The following is a 20,641-nucleotide window of genomic DNA, read 5'->3' as shown; positions in this document are numbered from 1 at the left end:
TCAAGCGAGGTTTGGAGGTTAGGTGTGACGAACGACGAGACGTTCCTGCTCGACCTGCTCAACACCACGCCCGTGGTCGACGGCGAACCGCGCGACGAGCTGGACGCGGCGTGGCTGCGTGCCCGCGGCGGCACGGGCACGCCCGCCGAGCGGCGGGCCACGGCCGAGGCCCGCGGCGTGCTCCAGGCGCTGGTCCGGGGCGAGCAGCAGGTCGCGGCGCTCGCCCCGCTGCTCGACGGCGTCCGGCGGCGCCCGGCCCTCACGGACGACGGCGTCGGGTGGGAGGTCGACGTGGCCGAGGCGCGCCGTCCCGCCGTCCGGGCCGTGCTTGCCTGGGACGCGGTGCGCCGGGACAGCCCCGGGCGTCTGCGCCCGTGCGCCAACACCGAGTGCGCGCGGTTTCTCGTCGACCACAGCAAGCCGAACCGGGCACGGTGGTGCTCGATGGCGCTGTGCGGCAACCGCATGAAGGCCCGCCGCCACTACGAGCGCACGCGCACGGCGTGACAGGCACGTGACGGGCACGGTTCGTCCGATCGTGGACGGGGGTTCACGAGACCGAGGGCCGGGGTTCACGGAAACGAATGTGTAGGTCCGGCATCGTGCGCAAGGATGGCGGATGTGGACCCCGTCGCTGATGCTGCCGCCCTGATCGCCGGCCGTTATCCCGACGCCCGGTGGGCGCTCCTGGGCGGGAGCGTGCTCGACCCCGGGTCCCGGACGGCGGGCTCCGACCTGGACATCGTGGTGTGCGTGCCGGACGACGCCGTCGGGCACCGTGACGCCGTCCGCTGGCGGGGCTGGCCCGTGGAGCTGTTCGTGAACACGGAGGCCGGGCACCGCTGGTTCATCGCCAACGAGACGGCCCGCCGCAAGCCGACGCTGGCCCGGATGATCGCCCTGGGCGTGCCGGTGGCGGGTGACCCGGACCTCGTGGCCGGGCTCCAGGCCGAGTGCCGCGAGCTGGTCGAGGCGGGCCCGGGTCCGGCGTCGGAGGCGGTGCTGGAGGACGCCCGGTACGGCGTCACCGATCTGCTGGACGACCTGGCGTACGCGCGCGACATCGGCGAGGCGGACGTGGTGCGGTCGGTGCTGTGGGAACGGGTCGGGCACCTCGCCCTGGCGGCAGCCGGGCGGTGGGACGGCGGCGGCAAGTGGCTGCTGCGCGAGCTGCGCGCGTGGGACCCGGGATACGCGGGCCGCTGGGTGGCCGCCCGGTACGACGACGACGCGATGGTCGAGGTGGCCCGGGCCACCCTGGACGCGGCCGGCGGCCCCCTGTTCGAGGGGTACCTGCGCCAGGCGCCCGTGGTCGACGAGGCTCCGGCGGCGGTACCCGCCGTGGTGGTGCGGCGCGGTGCCCGGGCCCTCCTGCTCGACGAGGACGGCCGGCTCGTGCTGATGCGGCGGACCGTCCCGGGCCGGGCGCCGTACTGGGTCACGCCCGGCGGCGGCGTGGAGCCCACCGACACCTCGGTCGAGGACGGTCTGCACCGGGAGCTCCTGGAGGAGCTCGGCGCGACGGCGAAGATCGTCCGGCAGGTGTTCCTCACCTCGCAGCCCAAGGACGCGGGCGTCGCGGTGCACCACTACTTCCTGGCGCGCCTGGTCTCGATGGACCTGGCGCTGCGGTCCGGCCCGGAGTTCCAGGAGCCGGTCCGGGGCACCTACGACGTCGAGCACATCGACCTGCGCGACGACGCGGCGCTCGCCGGCGTCAACCTGGTCCCGGCCTCGCTGAAGGCGTTCGTTCGGGCCAACCGCGAGGCGCTGCTGGCGGAGGTCGCTGAGTCCTGAGGCGGCGGCCGGCGCGTCGCCGCCGCAGGGTCCTTGGTCCGGGCGTCCGGGCGCCCGTGCGTCCCGGGGCGTCCCGCCCGGCGGCGTGGTTCGATACCCCCGTGAGATCCCGGATCCTGCTCCTCGTCGGCATCGGCCTGCTCGCGATGGGGGCGGTGTTCGGTACGGCCGCCGGGGTCCTGGCGGCCGGCACCGCGGAGTTCCTGGCGAGCGCACGGCCCGCCGACGGCGTCGTCGTCGGGCTGGACGAGGACCTCAGCCGCGACGGCGACGGTCGGACACGCTCCGTCTACCACCCCGTGGTGGCCTACGAGGTGGGCGGGCAGGAGCACACCGTCACCGGCAGGACGGGCACCAGCCCGCCGGCGTACGACGTCGGGGAACGGGTCACCGTGCTCTACGACCCCGCGGCCCCGGACGAGGCCCGGATCAAGGAGGGCTACGCGTACTGGCTGGAGACCGTCTTCGGCCTGGTGGCCCTGGTGCTGTGCGCGGTGGGCGGCGTGCTGGTCGTTCTCCGGTCACGTGCGGCGGCGCGGAACCGGCTGGCGCGGACGGGGGAGCGGGCGACGGGCACCGTGACCACGGTGGAGCGCGCGGGCAAGGTCGTGCTGAACGGCCGCCCGCGCACCGCGACCACCGTCACCTGGCGCCACCCGTTCGCGGGCGAGCAGACGTTCACCGAGCTCGGCTGGGGCGCCGCGCACGCGGTGGGCGACGAGGTGGCCGTGCGGTACGACGCGGACCGGCCGGCCCGGGCGGTGCTGGAGCGGGTGCCGGACGAGCACCCGGCCTGACTCCGGCGGGTCATGGCCCGGCTGAGCCCGGTGCCGGTGGTGCCGGGCGGGCCCTGGCGCGCTCGTGCGCCCAGGTCACCGTTCGGTCAAGCCGTCGAAACCTTGTGGCGCACGTCACATGCGCGGCGGTACTGTCGCGGTCTCGACCGGATCTCACCCGCACGGCCAAGCCCCACCTCTACCGGATCAACGATGATCGGAGACGGACATGACCCCCGGACCCCGGAAGGCAGCCGCGTACCTCGGTGCGCTGGCCGGCCTGAGTCTCACCCTCGCCGCCTGCTCGTCGGGCGCCGACCCGGCCGCGTACCCGGAGGACGACGTCGAGGTCGTCGTCCCCTTCGCCGCCGGCGGACCCACCGACACCGTGACCCGCATGATCGCCGAGCCCATGGCGCAGGAGCTGGGCGTCCAGATCGTGGTGCAGAACGTCGAGGGCGCGGGCGGCACGGTCGCCGCCGGGCAGGTCGCCGCGGAGGACCCCGACGGGTACACCGTGCTCATGCACCACATCGGGATGTCCACCGCGCCCGCCCTCTACGGCGACGCGCTGGCGTACGACCCGGTCGCGGACTTCAGGACGGTCGGCCTGGTCACCGAGGTGCCCATGACGATCATCGCCCGCAGCGACTTCGAGCCCGACACCCTCGAGGACTTCGTGACCTACGTCCAGGAGCACGAGAGCGAGGTCACGATGGCCACGGCCGGCGAGGGCGCCGCCTCCGACCTGTGCGGACGCCTCCTGACGAGCGCGCTCGGGGTCGAGGTCACCGTGGTGCCCTACGACGGCACCGGCCCGGCCATGGAGGACCTGGTGGGCAAGCAGGTCGACTTCATGTGCGACCAGACCACCAACACGACGACCCAGATCACGGAGGGCACCGTCAAGGCGTACGCCGTCACGACGCCGGAGCGGATCGACGCCCTGCCCGACCTGCCCACCACGGCCGAGGCCGGGCAGCCCGACATCGCGGTGTCGGTGTGGCACGGACTTTACGTGCCGGCCGAGACGCCCGACGAGGTCGTGGAGAAGCTCACCGCGGCGCTCCAGACCGCCCTGGCGGACCAGTCGGTCATCGACCAGATGGCAGGGCTCGGCACCACGCCCGTGGAGCTCGACCGGGCCACCCCCGAGGCGCACACCGAGCTGCTGACCGAGCAGATCGCGACCTGGTCCGACGTCATCGGCACGCAGGGAGGCTGAGATCCGCACGCTGCGGCCCGGATCGACGGGGGACCTCGTCGCGGGCCTGATCTTCGTGGTTCTCGGGGTGGCGTTCGCGGTGGGCGCGCTCGGTTACGAGCTGGGCGACCTGCTCGACATGGGGCCCGGATACCTGCCGCTCGCCCTGGGCCTGCTCCTGGCGCTGCTCGGGGTGGCGTGCGTCGTCAAGGCGTACGTCGCCCCGGACGCACCGGACGCACCGGACGCCCCGGCACCCGCCGCCGACGCCGCCGACCAGCCCGACCCGCGCCCGCTCGCCGGCCTGGAGTGGCGGCCGATCGTGGCGATCTCCGGGGCGATCGTCTTCTTCGCGCTGACGGTCGACGGGCTGGGCGTGCTCCCGGCGACGTTCGGGGCGGTGCTGCTCGCGGCCCTCGCGCGCGAAGGCGTCTCCTGGCGCCGGACCCTCGTGATCGCGGTGGGCCTGACCGCCCTGTGCTGGGTGGTCTTCGTGCTGGCGCTGCAGCTGCGCCTGCCGCTGTTCGGCGACTGGCTGGGTGGGTGAGCATGGATCTCCTGGACAACCTCGCGCTCGGCTTCTCCGAGGCGCTGGCCGTGCACAACGTGCTGTTCTGCCTGCTCGGGGTGGCGCTGGGCACGGCGGTCGGGGTGCTGCCCGGCATCGGCCCGACGGCGTCCATCGCCCTGCTGCTCCCGCTGACCTTCGGGTTCGACGACCCGGTGTCGGCCATCATCATGCTCGCCGGCATCTACTACGGGGCGCAGTACGGCGGCTCCACCACGGCGATCCTGCTGAACATCCCCGGGGAGTCGTCGTCGGCCGTGACGGCGATCGACGGCCACCCCATGGCCCGGCAGGGACGGGCGGGGGTGGCGCTCGCCGCCGCGGCGCTCGGCTCGTTCTTCGCGGGCATCGTCGGCACGTTCGTGCTGGCGGCCGCCGCAGGTCCGCTCGCGGCCGCGGCGCTCACGTTCGGTTCCGCCGAGATGTTCGCGGTGGTGGTGCTGGGCCTCGTGGCGTCCATCGCGCTGGCCAGCGGGTCCGCGCTCAAGGCGCTCGCGATGATCGTGCTCGGCATCCTGCTCGGCACCATCGGCCAGGACCTGTACACGGCGGTGCCGCGTTTCACGTTCGGCGTGCGCGAGCTGTGGGACGGGCTGAGCTTCGTATCCGTCGCGGTGGCGGTGTTCGGCATCGCCGAGATCCTGAAGAACCTGCACGACCCCCGCACCCGCGTGCGGGTCGCGGCCAGGGTCGAGAACCTGTGGCCCACCCGGGAGGACCGGCGCCGGATGGTCGGCCCCGTGCTGCGCGCGACGGGGCTGGGCTCGGTGCTCGGCGTGCTGCCGGGCGGCGGGCACGTGCTGGCCGCGTACGGGGCGTACGCGGTGGAGAAGCGGGTCTCGAAGCGCCCGCACGAGTTCGGGCGGGGTGCGATCGAGGGCGTCACCGGGCCGGAGTCGGCGAACAACGCGGCGGCGCAGACGTCGTTCGTCCCGCTGCTCGCCCTGGGCCTGCCGGCGCACCCCGTGATGGCGCTGCTGCTCAGCGCCCTGATCATCCAGGGCATCCAGCCCGGGCCGGGCGTGATGACGGCCCAGCCGGAGCTCGTCTGGGGCCTCATCGCGTCCATGTTCATCGGGAACCTGCTGCTCGTGGTGCTGAACCTGCCCCTGATCCGCATGTGGGTGAAGCTGCTCGACGTGCCGTACTCGGTCATGTTCCCCGCGATCATCGCGTTCGCGTGCATCGGCACCTACGCGATCGACCAGAACCCGTTCCACGTGCTGGTCATGGCGGTGCTCGGGGTGGGCGGGTTCGTGCTCGTGCGCTGTGGCTGCGAGCCTGCGCCCCTGCTGCTGGGGTTCGTGCTGGGGCCGCTGCTGGAGAACCACCTGCGCCGGGCGCTGCTCATCTCGCACGGCGACCCGGCGGTGTTCCTCACGCGGCCCATCTCGGCGGCGCTGCTCGGGCTGGCGGTGCTGGCGCTGGTGGTGGCGGTGCTGCCGATGGTGCGCCGCAGGCGGGACGTGGTGTTCGCCGAGGAGGACTGACGCCGAGGCGGACTGAGACCGAGGCGGACCGGCGCCGGAGCGGCCCGAGCTCAGAGGCCGAGCAGGCCGCGCACCAGCGCCGTCACCGCACCGGCCACGGCCACGGTGGTCGCGATGCGCGATGCCACGCGCGACGGCACACGCCGGGCCAGGGCCGCGCCGAGCGCCACGCCCGCGAGCACCGCCGCCAGGAGCACGGGCCACACCCACCACGCGGGGGCCGACCCGGCGGGGATGGCGCCGAGCCCGAGCTTGGTGAGCACCGACATGGTGTTCATGACGACGAGCAGCGGCTGCATCGTCGCGGCGAAGGACCGGTGCTCCCAGCGGGTGGCCAGTGCGTACGCGGTCCACGCGGGGGCCGCCACGCCCGACGTCGTGTTCATGAAGCCCGCGGCCAGCCCCGTGAGGACGGCGACGGGACGGCCCGTGATCCGCACCCGCCGGCGCAGCAGGGCCGAGGCGGTGAGAGCGACCAGCACGGAGCCGCCCACGATGACGTCCAGCCAGGCGGCGTCGGCCTCCCGGACGGTGAGCGCGCCGAGCACGGAGCCGACGAGCATGAGGGGCAGGATCGTGATCACGCGCCGCCAGTCCACGCCGTCGCGCAGGGCCCGCAGGATCAGGAGTGCCGTGACGATGGCGGCGACGTTGCTGACCAGCACGCCCACCGACGCGCCGAGCAGGACCGTGAGCACGGGCGCGGCCACCAGCCCGAGCCCCATCCCGGCCACCCGCTGGAGCCCGGCTCCGACGAGAACGGCTGCACAGGCTGCCACGACCGCGCCGATCTCCACCCGCCCACGCTAGCTCAGTGCGGGCGTGCCTTGAGCACCTGGGACACCCGCTGGTGTCCGGCTGCCCATTGCTCGGGCACGGTGTCGATCGCTCGGAGCACCGTGAGCACGTCGGTCAGGCGGGCACGCACCACCTGGGTGCGGAGCAGCGGCTCAAGGTGCGCCACCCGGTTGCGGAGGAGATGGATGTCGTGAACCTTCGCCGTGAGTACTCGCGGAGGTGCGCCCAGGTTTGGGAACGCGTGCCGCAGCGCGCCGTCCCAGAGGTGCTGCCGTCCCGCGTCCCGGTTGGGCAGGAGGTAGCGCCACGTCCCCAGGGAGAGCTGGGCGAGTACGTCCGAGTGGGTCACTTGGCGGACCGGTTGCCAGGACTGCGAGCTGGCTGTGGCTCGGCGTCGTGCCTTGTGGATGTCCTGCCCGTTCCGTGTCAGGCGGTTCAGGAGCGGGGCGGGGTCGAGGAGCCAGGCTCCGGAATGAAGGTCCATGCCGTGGGAGCGCGGTTGCTGCGCGTTCCAGACGCAGAGCTGCTCGTCCATGGCGTTCCGCAGAGCGACCTCGAACATGTGAAGCAGCTCGTAGACAGCGCCCGACAGCTCGCGGTTCCAGTCGTAGAGGCGCACGGCGTGCCGCACGTTCCCGGAGGCGGCACGCTCGTACGGTGCGAAGCGTGCCGGACTGATCCACCGAGTGATCGAGAGCGGAGCGACAGCAGCGGTTGTCATCTTGTGCAGGCCTCCGAGGCGGGTTAGCGTATTTCTCGAAGGCGGAGGCAGGTCACTCCGTTCGAGCGGTTCCACTGGGTCCGTCGGTCTCCACCGGCGGGCCTTTTGGCTGCCCGGGCAGTTCGACGTAGAACAGCCTAGAGGTGTCGGCGGTCGGGTGCACGGTGGCGGGCCTGCGCACGGCGACGGCCCGCCGCCCCGGGATGAACCAGTGCGGCGGGCCGTCGTCGGCGGGGTGTTCAGGCCGAGACGTTGTCCGCGTAGGCGACGTCGCGGGTCTCGCGCTCCAGGAGCAGGGCGACCAGGGTGATGGCCGCCATGGCGGACAGGTACACGCCCACCAGCACGGGGGAGCCGTCCGCGCCGGCCCAGAGCCACACGGCGATGAACGGGGCCACGGCCGCGCCGAGCACCGAGGACAGGTTGTACGCGATGCCCGAACCCGTGTACCGCACGTTGGCGGGGAACAGCTCGGGCAGGACGGCGGCCATCGGGCCGAACGTGAGGCCCATGAGCGTGAAGCCCAGGATGAGGAGCGTCTGCACGCCGAACGTGCCCCCGGCGAACAGCGGCACGAACAGCCCGCCGAACACGATGATCGCGACGGTCACCCAGATGAGGTGCTTGCGGCGGCCGAACCGCTCGGCCATGGGCCCGGACAGCAGCGTGAAGACCCCGAAGAACACGACGCCGAGGATCAGCATCCACAGGAAGTCGATCTTCTCGTAGCCCAGGCCGGCGGGGGAGCCGTCGGTGGGCGCGGTCGGCGCGACGCCGTAGTTCAGCGTGAACGTCGTCATCAGGTAGAACAGCACGTAGGTGGCCAGCATGATGAACGTGCCGGACACGATCTGCTTCCACGAGCTGCGGAACACGCGCGCCACCGGCACCTTGCTGACCGCCTCGGCCTCCAGCACCTTGCGGAAGGCGGGGGTCTCCAGGAGCGACAGGCGCACCCACAGGCCCACGATCACGAGGATCGCGGAGGCGAGGAACGGGATGCGCCAGCCCCAGCTCGCGAACTGCTCGGGCGTCAGCGCGCTCGACAGGGCGATGAACACCGTGTTGGCCAGGATGAAGCCGATCGGCGCGCCGAGCTGCGGGAACGTGCCGTAGACGGCGCGCTTGCCCTGCGGCGCGTTCTCGGTGGCCAGCAGCGCGGCGCCGCTCCACTCGCCGCCCAGCCCCAGGCCCTGGCAGAACCGGGCCAGCACCAGCACGGCCGGGGCCGCGACCGACCAGCCGGGGGTGGCCGCCGCGGGGATGAGCCCGATGAGCACCGTCGCGACACCCATGGTGAGCAGCGACGCCACGAGGGTCGCCTTGCGGCCGATGCGGTCGCCGAAGTGGCCGAACAGCACCGAGCCCAGCGGCCGCGCCACGAACGCGACGCCGAACACGGCGAACGACGACAGGAGCTGCGTGGTCGGGTCCTCGGCGTTCGGGAAGAACAGTGCGGGGAAGACCAGCGAGGCCGCCGTCGCGTAGATGTAGAAGTCGTAGAACTCGATCGACGTGCCGATGAGGGAGGCGACGACGACGCGGCCGCGGGAGTTCCCGGCCGGCGGGTCCTGCTCGCCGGCGGCGGTCCCGGCGCTCGATGATGCGGTGCTCATGCTCTGGACACTAAGCACCTGTCCGCGATCCGGGAACCCCGTCTCATTGTATGGATGGGGTCTTGACGGGGCGCGGCGGCGTGTCGAACTGCGCGGGCGTGCGGCGCGAGTGAAGGTGTAGTGAACGGTGAATACTCCCGCACGTGCGCCTGTTGGCACGACCGGCGGCGAGGGGCAGGATCGACCGGGCGCCCCCGGAGGCTCCGCCAGGAAACCCATCATCGGAACGAACGAACGAGACGACGACGAGGATATGAACGATCTGCTGTATGTGAACGGCGGCAACCCGTTGACCGGGACCATCACCGTTCGAGGCGCAAAGAACTTCGTGTCGAAGTCCATGGTGGCCTCCCTCCTGGGGGAGACGCCGAGCGTGCTGCGGAACGTGCCGCAGATCCGTGACGTCAAGGTGGTCTCGGGGCTCCTGGACCTGCACGGTGTCAACGTCAAGTACGACACCGACGCCGGCATCCTCGACCTCGACCCGTCCAACGTCGAGGCGGCCCACGTGGCCGACATCGACGCCCACGCCGGCTCCAGCCGCATCCCGATCCTGTTCTGCGGACCGCTGCTGCACCGCCTCGGCGAGGCGTTCATCCCGGACCTGGGCGGCTGCCGCATCGGCGACCGGCCCATCAACTACCACCTCGACATCCTGCGCCAGTTCGGTGCCGTCGTGGACAAGCGCCCCAACGGCATCCACCTGCGCGCGCCGCGTCGCCTGCAGGGCACCAAGATCTCGCTGCCGTACCCGTCGGTGGGCGCCACCGAGCAGACGCTGCTGACGGCGGTCCGCGCGGACGGCATCACCGAGCTCTCGGGCGCGGCCATCGAGCCCGAGATCATGGACCTCATCGCGGTGCTGCAGAAGATGGGCGCCATCATCTCGGTGGACACCGACCGCGTGATCCGCATCGAGGGCGTCGACCGCCTCGAGGGCTACACGCACACGGCGCTGAACGACCGCATCGAGACCGCCTCCTGGGCCTCCGCTGCGCTGGCCACCGGCGGCGACATCACCGTCAAGGGCGCCACCCAGCCCGAGATGATGACCTTCCTGAACACCTTCCGGAAGGTCGGCGGCCGGTTCGAGGTGCAGGACGACGGCATCCGCTTCTGGCACGCCGGCGGCGACCTCAAGTCGATCGTGCTGGAGACCGACGTCCACCCCGGCTTCATGACGGACTGGCAGCAGCCGCTCGTCGTCGCGCTCACGCAGGCCACCGGCCTGTCGATCGTGCACGAGACCGTCTACGAGAACCGGTTCGGCTTCACCGACGCCCTGCGCAAGATGGGCGCCACGATCCAGGTCTACAAGGAATGCCTGGGCGGGCGCGACTGCCGGTTCGGTCAGCGCAACTTCCACCACTCCGCCGTCGTCTCCGGCCCCACGCCGCTCTCGGCCGCCGACATCGAGGTGCCCGACCTGCGGGGCGGGTTCTCCCACCTCATCGCGGCGCTGGCCGCCAACGGCCGGTCCACGGTGCGCGGCATCGGCCTCATCGACCGCGGCTACGAGAACTTCCAGGACAAGCTGGAGGCCCTGGGCGCGGACGTCACCCGCGGCTGACCCGGCACGGGGTGTCGGCGCGGCCGAGTATTCTTTCGGCCGTGTCGACACCACGTCCTGAGTCCCGCATGTACCGCTTCATAGCGTTCCTCGTGCGGAACCTGATGTTCTCGCTGTGCAAGTACGACTGGAAGGGCGGGGAAGGGGAGAACTTCCCGGCCACGGGCGGGTTCATCGCCGCGGCGAACCACGTCACGGAGCTCGACGCACTGACCCTGGCGCACTACCTCTTCGACAACGGCCGCGAGCCGCGCATCCTCGCCAAGCGCGGGCTGTTCACCTCGCCGCTGACCGGCTGGGCGCTGCGGGGCACCAAGATGATCCCGGTCGACCGGGACTCCACGAAGGCCACGGAGTCGCTCCAGGAGGCCGCCAGCCAGCTCGGTGACGGCGCGTGCGTGGCCATCCTGCCGGAGGGCACGCTGACCCGGGACCCCGACTACTGGCCCATGGAGGGCAAGACCGGCGTGGCCCGCATCGCGCTGACCACCCGGCTCCCGGTGCTCCCGATCGCCCAGTGGGGCGTCACCGAGATCATGCCCCGGTACGGCATGCCGCGCTGGCCCTGGCCGCGCAAGAAGGTGACCATCCGCACCGGCCCGCCCGTCGACCTCAGCGACCTGTACGACCTGCCGCAGGACACCGCCACGCTGCGTGAGGCCACGAGCCGCATCATGGACGGCATCACCGCCGAGCTGGAGCAGATCCGCGGCGAGAAGGCCCCGCGTCCCCGGTTCGACCTTCGCAAGCACCCCGACTACGAGGCCAAGATGACCACCTACCCGCCGGTGGAGCGCCCGTGAGCGCCCCGACGCAGGCCCAGCCCCGGGTCGCCGTGCTCGGCGCGGGCTCGATGGGCACCACCTTCGCGATGGTCCTGGCCGACGCCGGCTGCGACGTCACCCTCTGGGGCCGCGACGCCGCCGTGCTCGACGCCGTCGACCGCACGCACCGCAACGAGAAGTACCTGCCGGGCGTGCAGCTGCCCGCCATGCGGGGCACCACCGACGCCGCCGTGGCGCTCAAGGGCGCGTCGGTCGTGGTGGTCTCGGTCCCGTCCCAGGTCGCCCGGGCCACGCTGGAGTCGATGAAGGACCTGGTGGAGCCCGACGCCGTGGTGGTCTCCCTGATGAAGGGCGTCGAGCTCGGCACCGACAAGCGCATGAGCCAGGTGATGGCCGAGGTGCTGGAGCTGCCGGACGAGCGCGTCGCCGTCGTCTCCGGGCCCAACCTGGCGCCCGAGATCGCCGCGCGGCAGCCGACGGCGACCGTGGTCGCCTCGCGCAGCGAGGCCACGGCCCAGCTCGTGGCCGACGCCTGCTCGACCGGCTACTTCCGCCCCTACACCAACACCGACGTGGTGGGCGTGGAGCTGTGCGGTGCCGTGAAGAACATCATCGCGCTCGCGGCGGGCATGGCCCAGGGCCAGGGCTTCGGCTGGAACACGCTCGCCACGCTCATCACGCGCGGCCTCGTGGAGATCACGCGCCTGGGCCTCGCGCTCGGGGCCGACGCCGCCACGTTCGCCGGGCTGGCCGGCATGGGCGACCTGACCGCGACGTGCGCGTCGCCGCTGTCCCGCAACCACCGGCTCGGCAAGCACATCGGCGAGGGCCTCACGCTCGCCGAGGCCATCGAGGCGACCGGCGGCACCGCCGAGGGCGTCAAGTCGTCCCAGTCGGTGCTGGAGCTGGCCCGGGCGCACGACGTCGAGATGCCCATCACGGCCGGTGTCGTGGACGTGCTGGCGGGCACGCTGCCGCTGTCCGACCTGGCGGCCACGCTGCTGGCACGGCCCAAGAAGTCGGAGGTCGCGGGCTGACCGCGCGGCGGGCCGGTCCGGCCCGCCGTCAGTGCTGGACGTCGACCACGACGCGCGTCGGGTTCTCCAGGAGGAAGACCCGGAACGGCCGCTCGCCCTCGTCGATGCCCAGGAACGCCGTCGTGTACCCCTCGAACCAGTAGCGGTACACGACCTTGTCCACCGACTCCGTGTCCTCGGGCTCGATGCGGTCGCCCGAGAACTCCTCGACGCCGCTGTCCGTCGGGGCCGCGGTGCCGGACAGGGACACCCGCAGGATCGCGTCGCCGTCCACCTGCACGGCGTGGCCGGATCCGTCGTCCGTCGCCTCGTCGACGTACTCGACGCGCCAGCCGGGCCTGCCGCTGCCCGTGCCGTCCAGGTCGAACACCACGCGGTCGTAGCCGTCGTGCCGGGCCACGCGGACGTCCGTGACGGACAGGAACGTCTCGCCCTCGCCCGTGGGCTCCGCGGTGTCCGGCCGGGTGTCGGCGGCGAAGGGCGGGCCAGCCGCGGTCTCCGTCGCTGAGGCGGTCGGGTCGGGCGTGCCGTCGTCCGGTGCGCCGGCGCCGTCGTCGCTCGTGCCGCCGTCCGGCTCGCTGTCGTCCGGTGTGCCGTCGTCCGACGGCGGGACCGAGGCGACGGGCGCCGGCTCGGACGCGTCCGTTCCCCGGTCAGGTCCGGTGGTGCCGGTGCAGCCGGCCAGGAGCAGCGCGGCGACTGCGGCTGTCAGGGCAGTGCGGAGTCCGGCTCGTCCCATGGCTCCAGCGTAGGTCCTGACGTGCGCCTGAGGTGGTCACGGATCGGTCACCTCTGCACCGCCACCCTGCCGCCGGTTCACGCCGCGGCGTCCCCCTCGCGACGGAACGTGCGGCGGTAGGCCGACGGCGTCACCCCGAGCGCCGCCTGCACGTGGGCCCGCAGCGACTGGGCCGTGCCGAACCCGCAGCGCCGGGCCACCTGCTCGACCGGCAGCGCCGTGGTCTCCAGCAGGGTCCGCGCGTGCTCCACGCGCTGCCGGGTGAGCCACTGGGCGGGGCTCTCGCCGGTCTCGTCCCGGAACCGGCGCGTGAAGGTGCGCACCGACATCGCCGCGTGCCGGGCCATCGCGGCCAGGGTGAGGGGCTCCTCCAGGCGGTCCAGCGCCCAGCCGCGGGTGGCCGCGGTACCCGCGTCGGCGCGGTCTGTCCCGGCGCTGCCGGACCGGACGGGCCCCGGCAGGGGCCGCCGGACGTACTGCGCCTGGCCGCCGTCGCGGTGCGGCGGCACCACCGTGCGCCGGGCCACGTCCTGGGCGACCGCGGTGCCGTGGTCACGGCGCACCACGTGCAGGCAGAGGTCGACGCCGGAGGCCACGCCCGCCGAGGTGAGCACGTCGCCGTCGTCCGTGTACAGGACGTCGGGGTCGAGCCGCACGCGCGGGTAGAGCCGCCGGAAGCGGTCGCTCTCCAGCCAGTGCGTCGTGGCGGGGCGGCCGTCCAGCAGCCCGGCGGCCGCGAGCACGAAGGCGCCCGTGCAGATGGACATGAGCCGTGCGCCCGGCCGGATCCGGGCGAGTGCGGCGGCGAGCTCGGGCGTCAGCCCCGCGTCCCCGGCGGCCGGGTCCGCGCCGTCCGGTCCCGTGGTGTGCGACGCCGGGACCACCACCGTGTCGGCCGTCTCCAGGACCTCGGGCCCGTGTTCCACGTGGACCAGCACGTCGGAGTCCGACCGCACCAGGCCCGGGCCGCCGGGTGTGCAGGTCACCACGTCGTACAGGGGCCGGTGCCCGGCGTCCCGCGCGATGCCGAAGATGCGGTGCGGGATGCCCAGCTCGAACGGGATGAAGCCGGGGCGGATCAGGACCGCGACGCGGTGCCGGCGTGGCGCCGGGGGCGGGGTGCTCTGGGCCATGGCTCCAGCATATGGCCCGAACCTATCGATGTGTGTCCTACGGGCCACTGTTCCGCGCGGAGAGGTCACAGCATGCTGATGCCGTGACCCAGACAGACGTCCCCGCACCGGCGGGCCGGAACGCCCCGCAGCCGCCGCGCCCCGCGCCCCGCATCCACCCGGCCTGGTGGGTGGCCCTGGTCAGCTTCGTGACCGTCATGTGCGCCGCGGCCTTCACCGCGGCGCCCGGCCTGTTCGTGGACCCGCTGCACGCGGAGCTCGGCTGGTCGCGCGCCACCATCGGCTTCGCCGTCGGCCTCCAGTCCGTGCTGTACGGGCTGACGGCGCCGTTCGCCGCCGCCCTGATGGACCGGTTCGGCATGCGCCCCGTGGTGAGCCTCGCGCTCGTGGTCATCACCGGCGGCGCCCTGTCGACCGTGTGGATGTCGGAGCCCTGGCAGTTCGTGCTGGGCTGGGGCCTCCTGGTCGGCGTGGGCAGCGGCAGCATGGCGCTCGCGTTCACGGCCACCGTCACGGGCCGCTGGTTCGTGGCCCGGCGCGGCCTGGTCAGCGGCGTGCTCACGGCGGCGACGGCGTCGGGCCAGCTCGTGTTCCTGCCCCTGCTCGCGTGGATCGTGGAGAACCAGGGCTGGCGGCCGGCGTCGGTCACGGTGGCCATCGCGTCGCTCGTGGCGATCCCGCTCGTGCTCTTCCTGCTGCGCGACCACCCGGCCGACCTGGGCCTGGCACCCTACGGCGGCACCTACGCGCCCAAGCCTGAGCCCACGCGCGGCGCGGCCCGCCGCGCCGTCACCGCTCTGTTCGACGCCGCCCGCACCGGCCCGTTCTGGCTGCTCGCCGGCGCCTTCGCGATCTGCGGCGCGACGACGAACGGGCTGGTCCGCACCCACTTCGTGCCCGGCGCGCACGACCACGGCATGCCCATCACGGTGGCCGCGAGCCTGCTCGCGGTGATCGGCGTCGTGGACGTGATCGGCACCATCGGCTCCGGCTGGCTGACCGACCGGTACTCCCCGCGCGTCCTGCTGGGCGTGTACTACACGCTCCGAGGTGTGGCGCTGCTGTTCCTGCCCTCACTCATGGCCCCGCACGTGGAGATGCCGATGGTCTTCTTCATCGTGTTCTACGGGCTCGACTGGGTGGCGACCGTGCCGCCCACGCTCGCCCTGTGCCGCGAGTTCTACGGCGAGGACGCACCGATCGTCTTCGGCTGGGTGCTCGCCGCGCACCAGGTCGGCGCCGGGGTGGTGGCCTATGCGGGCGGCCTGGTGCGCGACACGACGGGTTCGTACGACGCGGTCTGGTACGGCGCGGGCGCCCTCTGCGCCGGAGCGGCGCTGATGTCCCTGGTGGTCCGCCGCGTCCGGCAGCCGCGGGTGTCGGGCGCATGACGCGTCCGGGTGGCCTGCGGGCCCGACCCCGCCGGATCGCCTCGCGGACGGCCGGGGCGCCGGGCTCGGGCCGGCCGTATTCTCCGGACCATGAGCACCACCCCTGAGCCCGGCACCCTCGCCCCCGCCACGATCGCCGTCGCCGCCGGACGCCCGGCCCGCGCGCAGGGCGGTCACGTCAACCCGTCCGTGCCGATGAACTCGACGTACGTCTCGCGCGGCGTGGTCACCCCGGACGAGCTGTCGTACGCGCGCGGGGACAACGACGCCTGGCACCCGTTCGAGGAGGCGCTCGCCGCCCTGGAGGACGGCGGTGCCGGGACGGCCCGCCGGGCGGACGGCGATGCGTCCGGGCCGGACGCCGCCGCCACCGCGATCCTGTTCTCGTCCGGGATGGCGGCGATCGCCGCCATCTTCTCGCTGGTGCCCGACGGCGGCACGCTCGTGCTGCCCCGCCACGCCTACCAGGCGGGCATGGTGCTGGCGCGGCAGATCTCCGAGCGGCACGGCGTGACCCTGCGGTACGTCGACATCGCGGACACGGACGCCGTGGTCGCGGCCCTCGACGGCGCGGACCTGCTGCTGGTCGAGTCGCCCACCAACCCGATGCTGGAGGTGGCGGACCTGCCCGCCGTGCTCGGCGCGGCCCGCGCGGCCGGTGTGCGCTCGGTGGTCGACAACACCTTCGCGACCCCGCTGGGCCAGCGCCCGCTGGAGCACGGCGCGGACGTGGTGCTGCACTCGGTGACCAAGTACCTGGCGGGCCACTCCGACGTGGTGCTCGGTGCGCTCGTCACGCGTGACGCCGCCCTGGCCGCGACCCTGCGCGACCACCGGACGCTGCACGGGGCCATCGCCGGCCCCTTCGAGGCGTGGCTCGCGCTGCGCGGCCTGCGCACCCTGGCGCTGCGCTTCGAACGGGCCCAGGCCACCGCGGCCGAGCTGGCCCGGCGCCTCGCGGACCACCCCGAGGTCGCCGAGGTGCGGCACCCGTCCCTGCCCGGCGACCCCGGGCACGAGCGCGCGAAGGCCCAGATGACCGGGTTCGGCGCCATCATCGGCGTCCGCCCCCGGCCCCGGCCCGGCGGTGCCGACGACGCCGCGGCGCGGGCCGACGCCGTCGTCGACGCCGTGCGGCTGTGGCTCCCCGCGACCTCGCTCGGCGGCGTGGAGTCGATGCTGGAGCGTCGCCGCCGGTGGGGCACGGAGGCGACGACGGTCCCGGAGGACCTGCTGCGCCTGTCGGTGGGCATCGAGGACGTCGAGGACCTCTGGGCGGACCTGGACCGGGCGCTGCGCGCCTCCTGACCGCCGCGTTGCCCGGGTTCCGGGAGCCTTGGCCGCTGCTCACACGTGCCACTGACCGGCGGTGGTGTCGACCAGATCGAAGCGGTTGTCCGGCCCGGCCTGGCGGGCGAGGCCTCCGAAGTAGCGATGGTCGAGCCATCGCTCGCGGTCGCCGACCACGATGAAACGGCGCCGCGCTCGGGAGACAGCGACGTTCAGCAGGTTCGGACGTCTGGCTGCCCACCATCTCGCGCCGCCGTCGCTGCGGGCGGTGCCGAGTACCAGGACCGTGACGTCTGCCTCTTTGCCCTGCGTGGTGTGTACCGTGCCGATTCGGTCTTTCAAGCCGGGGAACCTTCGCTCCGGAAACTGCTCTCTCAGCCCGGTCGCCACGGCGCTGAACGGGCTGATGACGAAGACGTGGTCCGCCGCTGCCGCGACGAGTTCTTCGAGGTCCCGTGCGTCGTCGTCGGCGGGGAGAGCTGGGTCCGGCACTGGCCTTCCCAAGGCCCGCGCGCCCATGGCGGCGAGCAGTCGCCGGACGGCGATCCCGTCGTTCTCGTTCCAGCGGGCATCCGTGGCCGGCACGTGAAGCCAGGCGTCTCGACGCAGAAGTTTGAACTCTTCCCGCTCGGCGACCCCGAAGACCATGCTCCCGTCGTACGCGATGACATTGCTCAGGTTGAACATGAACCGGTCGCAGCGTCGGTGTACCCGCAGCGGCGAGCCAACCCATTCCTCTCCGCCATCGTCCATGGCGGGAAGAGCAGTCCCGAAGCGGCTTGTCCGGTCTGCGGCCGACTGGACGGATCCGTCCTGGGGGATCCAGCGTGGGTCCACGCGAAAGTGCTTCAGCAGGTGGTGCTGGACCGACCGGGACAGCGTGACCACCGGTTCGAGCTGTCTGGGGTCTCCCACCACCACGGCACGCTTTGCGCGCCAGAGAGCGCCGACAGCTTGATGCTGGGCGGCCTGTCCGGCCTCGTCGACGATGAGCCACCCGAGAGACTCGCGTCCCAGGCCCGCGAACATGCTCTGCACGGAGGCGAACGTCGTGGAGACCATCGGCACCACGAGAAAGAGCATCTGCCAAGCCGCCAGGACCGCCTCGTCGGGCACCCCTTTCGTCTTTCCCTGCACGACGTCCATGACAGCCTTCAGATTGCCGTCCATGCGCCCAGCAGTCAGAGCGATCAGCGTTTCGTGCAGGCGGAGGGCACTCAGGAATGCCCGCGAGCGGGCGGTCGCCAAGGCGGCATCCTGCCAGGGTGCCGAGAGTTCCCTGGCCGCCACCGCTCGTGGTGTGTTCGAGTTCCACTCGGCACCCGGGACGGACTCGGCCCACTGTTCGACGGCGCCGGCGACGACTGCGGCCGTGCGCCGGGCCTCATCGAGCTGTTCAGCCGCCCTGACGCGAGCGGTCTCGCTGTCACGGGCGCGCTCGGCCGTCGAGTCACGCGTGTCTATGGATCGTGTCTCGTCGTCCTGTGCTGCGGTCTGTCGCTCCAGAAGCTCGCGCGTCCGGTGCACCCATGCTCGCGCTGCTCTCGTCCGGAACAACCGTGCCGGCCAGCCCGGCCGGAGCTCGTCGTGCCGGGTGACGGACAGATCGGCCGACCTGCGTCGCTCAGAGGCCTCGATGCAGCGTTCCGCGGCGAGGCCGGCGACGGCCGTGGCGGTGGCGAAAGCCTCCTCCGCCTCCCGCATGCCGGCTCTCCGTGCGTCCACTTCGTCAAGGAGGGTCTCTCGTGTCCTGACCCCGTCCGGCCCCCGGTCGACGATGTCGGCAACGGCCTGTCGCTCATGAACCAGGCGGTCTACCTCCGCGACCGCGTCATTGAAGTCTCTGACCGCGTCCGACCATGACGGGAGGTCCGGAGAACGTGGATCGAGCCGTGGATCGTTCAGGGCCCTGGTGAGTGACCGGGGTGTGTCGAAAGGGCCGTCGACCTGATCTGGCGTTGTCTCCGTGCCGGCCTCCGTGCCCTGCAGTCCTGTGCCATCCGTCGCTCGTTCGCCCCAGAAGAACCTGGTGGCGAAGTCCTGCCGGTGCCGCTTCCTGCCGAGCCGCGCAGCGATCGCTCCCCACCACGCCGCGTCGCCGAGCATCCGGGCGGCGCCGTGCAGATACCTGGCCTCGGGGAACGTGATCCGGTCGATCTGATCGTCGTGCGGTAGCTCAAGGGTCACGTTCTCTACGGCCTGGTTGTTCGAGGACGCGAGGACCAGCTCAAACCCTGTGAGCTCGGGAACGAGGGGAAGCAGCGTGCGTCGTCCCCGTCCGGACGGGCTGGTCCAGGTCAGCTTCGCCGACACCGGCTGGAACGCCTTGTGCGGGCTGGGTAGAGCCGCGAGCCGCTTCGCGCGTTCGACGACCACGCCGGCGACGAGGTCACGGAGCAGCGTGGTCTTCCCGGTTCCGGGCGGGCCGTTGACCCCGTAGATGCCTCGTGCCTGCGGATCGCCCAGGTCGCGCAGGATGCGGTTGACGGCGAACTGCTGACCCAGGACCAGCGGCTGGGCCGGGCTGGTCGGCCAGCGGCCTGCGGGCAGGCAGGCAGGAGCGACGGACTGCCGGACCTCGTGCGGGTGCCTCGTGACGTCCAGCCGATCAGCGACCGGTACGTCGGAGGACAGGTACGACGTGAGGGCGGCACCCGCGTCGTCCACGCTGAGCGCAGTCGCCACCCGGCCGAGGTCGTCGGCCTGGAAGCTGCGGAGGAATCCGTCGGTCGCGCTGCTGCTCCCGGTGGAGATCGAGTAGCTCCGGACCCAGACCTCGGTCGGTCGCAGGGCTCTGGCGACGCCGAGATACTCGGCGACGAGACGAGTGATGGCGCCGAGGTGGTCCACCGTGAGCTTCTCGGTCCCGATACGTGCCCGCAGCTCTTCGTCGTCGGTGGAGCTCGTGTCGTCCGACTCTGCCTGACCACCGTCGTCGTCCTCACCGGTCGTACCGAAGCGCGATCGGATCGAGTCACTGAATCGCCCTGCGATCACGCCTCCCACGCTGCCGACCACGGCTGCGGCACCGGGGCCCGCCATCAGCTCGACGGCGCTGGCTCCGATGACGGGTGCTGCCTGCAACAGCCCGACGACCGAGTCGAGCGTGATGCGAGCGGTGGTGCCGGCGAACGCGTCCGGCGCCGATCCGGTGCTGGTCCCAGGTGTCGGCGTCTGGATCTCGTACAGGGCGTCACCGACACCGATCAGTGCTTCGGTGAGTTCCTGCCGGGCGTCGTCGAAAGCTTCACCCGAGAGCCACTCTGCGGCGTCCGGCCCGACAGTCAGTGTTCGTCCGACCGCCCATGCGTACTGGGACAGGCCGATACTGTTCCCCAGTAGACGGCCGTCACCGTCGACGGTGAATGTGAGGAGCGCTGAGCTGCCCGCCCGCAGTCGATCGTAGGCAGGATCGTCCTCGTCCGGGGCGAACTTCTCCCGGAGGATCTCGTTTGCGCGGGCGACCTCGAAGATCCCTGCGTAGACCGTGTGCCGCCGCTCGGTCCGGTCGGGGAGTCTGACATGGTCCGCGTCTGCTTCCCAGGGCAGCGGGCTCCCGCGATGGACCCCGCTGACGTTCCTGTCCTTCTCGGGCCGTGGGACCGTCGGTGGGCTCAAGTACTCGATGGCACGCCAGTACCGGACGATGTCCGCCCTGCGTTCCGCCTCACCCCGACCACCCATGAGGTGACTCTGTCATGGGTTAAACGAGATGTGAATATTGCT

Annotated in this window: 17 protein-coding genes; 11 read left to right on the top strand and 6 right to left on the bottom strand. The window is 72.4% G+C overall.

Annotated features, from left to right (window positions below; genetic code table 11):
• Window positions 1-24: 24 nt before the first annotated feature.
• From ACIG47_RS13075 to ACIG47_RS13050, 6 genes are all read left to right on the top strand, one after another.
• Complete coding sequence (locus ACIG47_RS13075; protein ID WP_397431223.1) at window positions 25-507, top strand: CGNR zinc finger domain-containing protein; 483 nt, start codon at window positions 25-27, stop codon at window positions 505-507.
• Window positions 508-621: 114 nt separating this feature from the next.
• Window positions 622-1,797 (top strand): NUDIX domain-containing protein, encoded by a 1,176-nt coding sequence (locus ACIG47_RS13070; protein ID WP_397431221.1) that lies wholly within the window; start codon window positions 622-624, stop codon window positions 1,795-1,797.
• Window positions 1,798-1,898: 101 nt separating this feature from the next.
• A complete protein-coding gene (locus tag ACIG47_RS13065; protein ID WP_397431219.1) occupies window positions 1,899-2,594 on the top strand; it encodes a DUF3592 domain-containing protein in 696 nt (231 codons plus the stop codon).
• 208 nt (window positions 2,595-2,802) lie between these two features.
• Window positions 2,803-3,798 carry a tripartite tricarboxylate transporter substrate-binding protein gene (locus tag ACIG47_RS13060; RefSeq protein WP_397431217.1) on the top strand — a complete coding sequence of 332 codons (996 nt, stop codon included), beginning with the start codon at window positions 2,803-2,805 and terminating at the stop codon, window positions 3,796-3,798.
• A 1-nt stretch (window position 3,799) separates the two neighbouring features.
• A complete protein-coding gene (locus ACIG47_RS13055; protein ID WP_397431393.1) occupies window positions 3,800-4,324 on the top strand; it encodes a tripartite tricarboxylate transporter TctB family protein in 525 nt (174 codons plus the stop codon).
• 2 nt (window positions 4,325-4,326) lie between these two features.
• Window positions 4,327-5,835 (top strand): tripartite tricarboxylate transporter permease, encoded by a 1,509-nt coding sequence (locus ACIG47_RS13050; RefSeq protein ID WP_397431215.1) that lies wholly within the window; start codon window positions 4,327-4,329, stop codon window positions 5,833-5,835.
• Window positions 5,836-5,885: 50 nt separating this feature from the next.
• Here the strand turns inward: ACIG47_RS13050 and ACIG47_RS13045 are convergent, their stop codons facing one another.
• The 3 genes from ACIG47_RS13045 to ACIG47_RS13035 form a co-directional block, all read right to left on the bottom strand.
• Complete coding sequence (locus ACIG47_RS13045; RefSeq protein ID WP_397431213.1) at window positions 5,886-6,632, bottom strand: sulfite exporter TauE/SafE family protein; 747 nt, start codon at window positions 6,630-6,632, stop codon at window positions 5,886-5,888.
• Between the two features lie 14 nt (window positions 6,633-6,646).
• Window positions 6,647-7,354 carry a hypothetical protein gene (locus ACIG47_RS13040; protein ID WP_397431211.1) on the bottom strand — a complete coding sequence of 236 codons (708 nt, stop codon included), beginning with the start codon at window positions 7,352-7,354 and terminating at the stop codon, window positions 6,647-6,649.
• Between the two features lie 239 nt (window positions 7,355-7,593).
• Window positions 7,594-8,970: an MFS transporter gene (locus ACIG47_RS13035; RefSeq protein ID WP_397431209.1), complete on the bottom strand. Its 1,377-nt coding sequence runs from the start codon at window positions 8,968-8,970 to the stop codon at window positions 7,594-7,596.
• A 253-nt stretch (window positions 8,971-9,223) separates the two neighbouring features.
• Between ACIG47_RS13035 and murA the strand changes: the two genes are divergently transcribed.
• From murA to ACIG47_RS13020, 3 genes are read left to right on the top strand one after another with little or no spacing between them, the layout of a single operon-like run.
• Window positions 9,224-10,540 carry a UDP-N-acetylglucosamine 1-carboxyvinyltransferase gene (gene murA, locus ACIG47_RS13030; protein ID WP_397431207.1) on the top strand — a complete coding sequence of 439 codons (1,317 nt, stop codon included), beginning with the start codon at window positions 9,224-9,226 and terminating at the stop codon, window positions 10,538-10,540.
• A gap of 41 nt (window positions 10,541-10,581) precedes the next feature.
• A complete protein-coding gene (locus tag ACIG47_RS13025; RefSeq protein WP_397411489.1) occupies window positions 10,582-11,343 on the top strand; it encodes a lysophospholipid acyltransferase family protein in 762 nt (253 codons plus the stop codon).
• A complete protein-coding gene (locus ACIG47_RS13020) occupies window positions 11,340-12,362 on the top strand; it encodes an NAD(P)H-dependent glycerol-3-phosphate dehydrogenase (protein ID WP_397431205.1) in 1,023 nt (340 codons plus the stop codon). The genes ACIG47_RS13025 and ACIG47_RS13020 overlap by 4 nt, the downstream gene beginning before the upstream one ends.
• 28 nt (window positions 12,363-12,390) lie before the next feature.
• Here the strand turns inward: ACIG47_RS13020 and ACIG47_RS13015 are convergent, their stop codons facing one another.
• On the bottom strand, window positions 12,391-13,101 hold the full coding sequence (locus ACIG47_RS13015; protein ID WP_397431203.1) for a hypothetical protein: 711 nt from the start codon (window positions 13,099-13,101) through the stop codon (window positions 12,391-12,393).
• A gap of 77 nt (window positions 13,102-13,178) precedes the next feature.
• Window positions 13,179-14,234 (bottom strand): GlxA family transcriptional regulator, encoded by a 1,056-nt coding sequence (locus ACIG47_RS13010; RefSeq protein ID WP_397431201.1) that lies wholly within the window; start codon window positions 14,232-14,234, stop codon window positions 13,179-13,181.
• Between the two features lie 83 nt (window positions 14,235-14,317).
• On the opposite strand from ACIG47_RS13010, the gene ACIG47_RS13005 reads away from it, so the two are divergent.
• Both ACIG47_RS13005 and ACIG47_RS13000 read left to right on the top strand, forming a co-directional pair.
• Window positions 14,318-15,625 (top strand): MFS transporter, encoded by a 1,308-nt coding sequence (locus ACIG47_RS13005; protein ID WP_397431199.1) that lies wholly within the window; start codon window positions 14,318-14,320, stop codon window positions 15,623-15,625.
• Between the two features lie 90 nt (window positions 15,626-15,715).
• A complete protein-coding gene (locus tag ACIG47_RS13000; RefSeq protein WP_397431198.1) occupies window positions 15,716-16,933 on the top strand; it encodes a trans-sulfuration enzyme family protein in 1,218 nt (405 codons plus the stop codon).
• A 39-nt stretch (window positions 16,934-16,972) separates the two neighbouring features.
• Here ACIG47_RS13000 and ACIG47_RS12995 read toward each other — a convergent pair whose 3' ends face one another.
• Complete coding sequence (locus ACIG47_RS12995; RefSeq protein WP_397431196.1) at window positions 16,973-20,599, bottom strand: DEAD/DEAH box helicase; 3,627 nt, start codon at window positions 20,597-20,599, stop codon at window positions 16,973-16,975.
• Window positions 20,600-20,641: the final 42 nt, after the last annotated feature.

Origin of the sequence: Promicromonospora sp. NPDC052451 (assembly GCF_044547525.1) — a bacterium.
Classification (GTDB): domain Bacteria; phylum Actinomycetota; class Actinomycetes; order Actinomycetales; family Cellulomonadaceae; genus Promicromonospora.
This window is presented reverse-complemented; position numbering and strand designations above follow the sequence as displayed.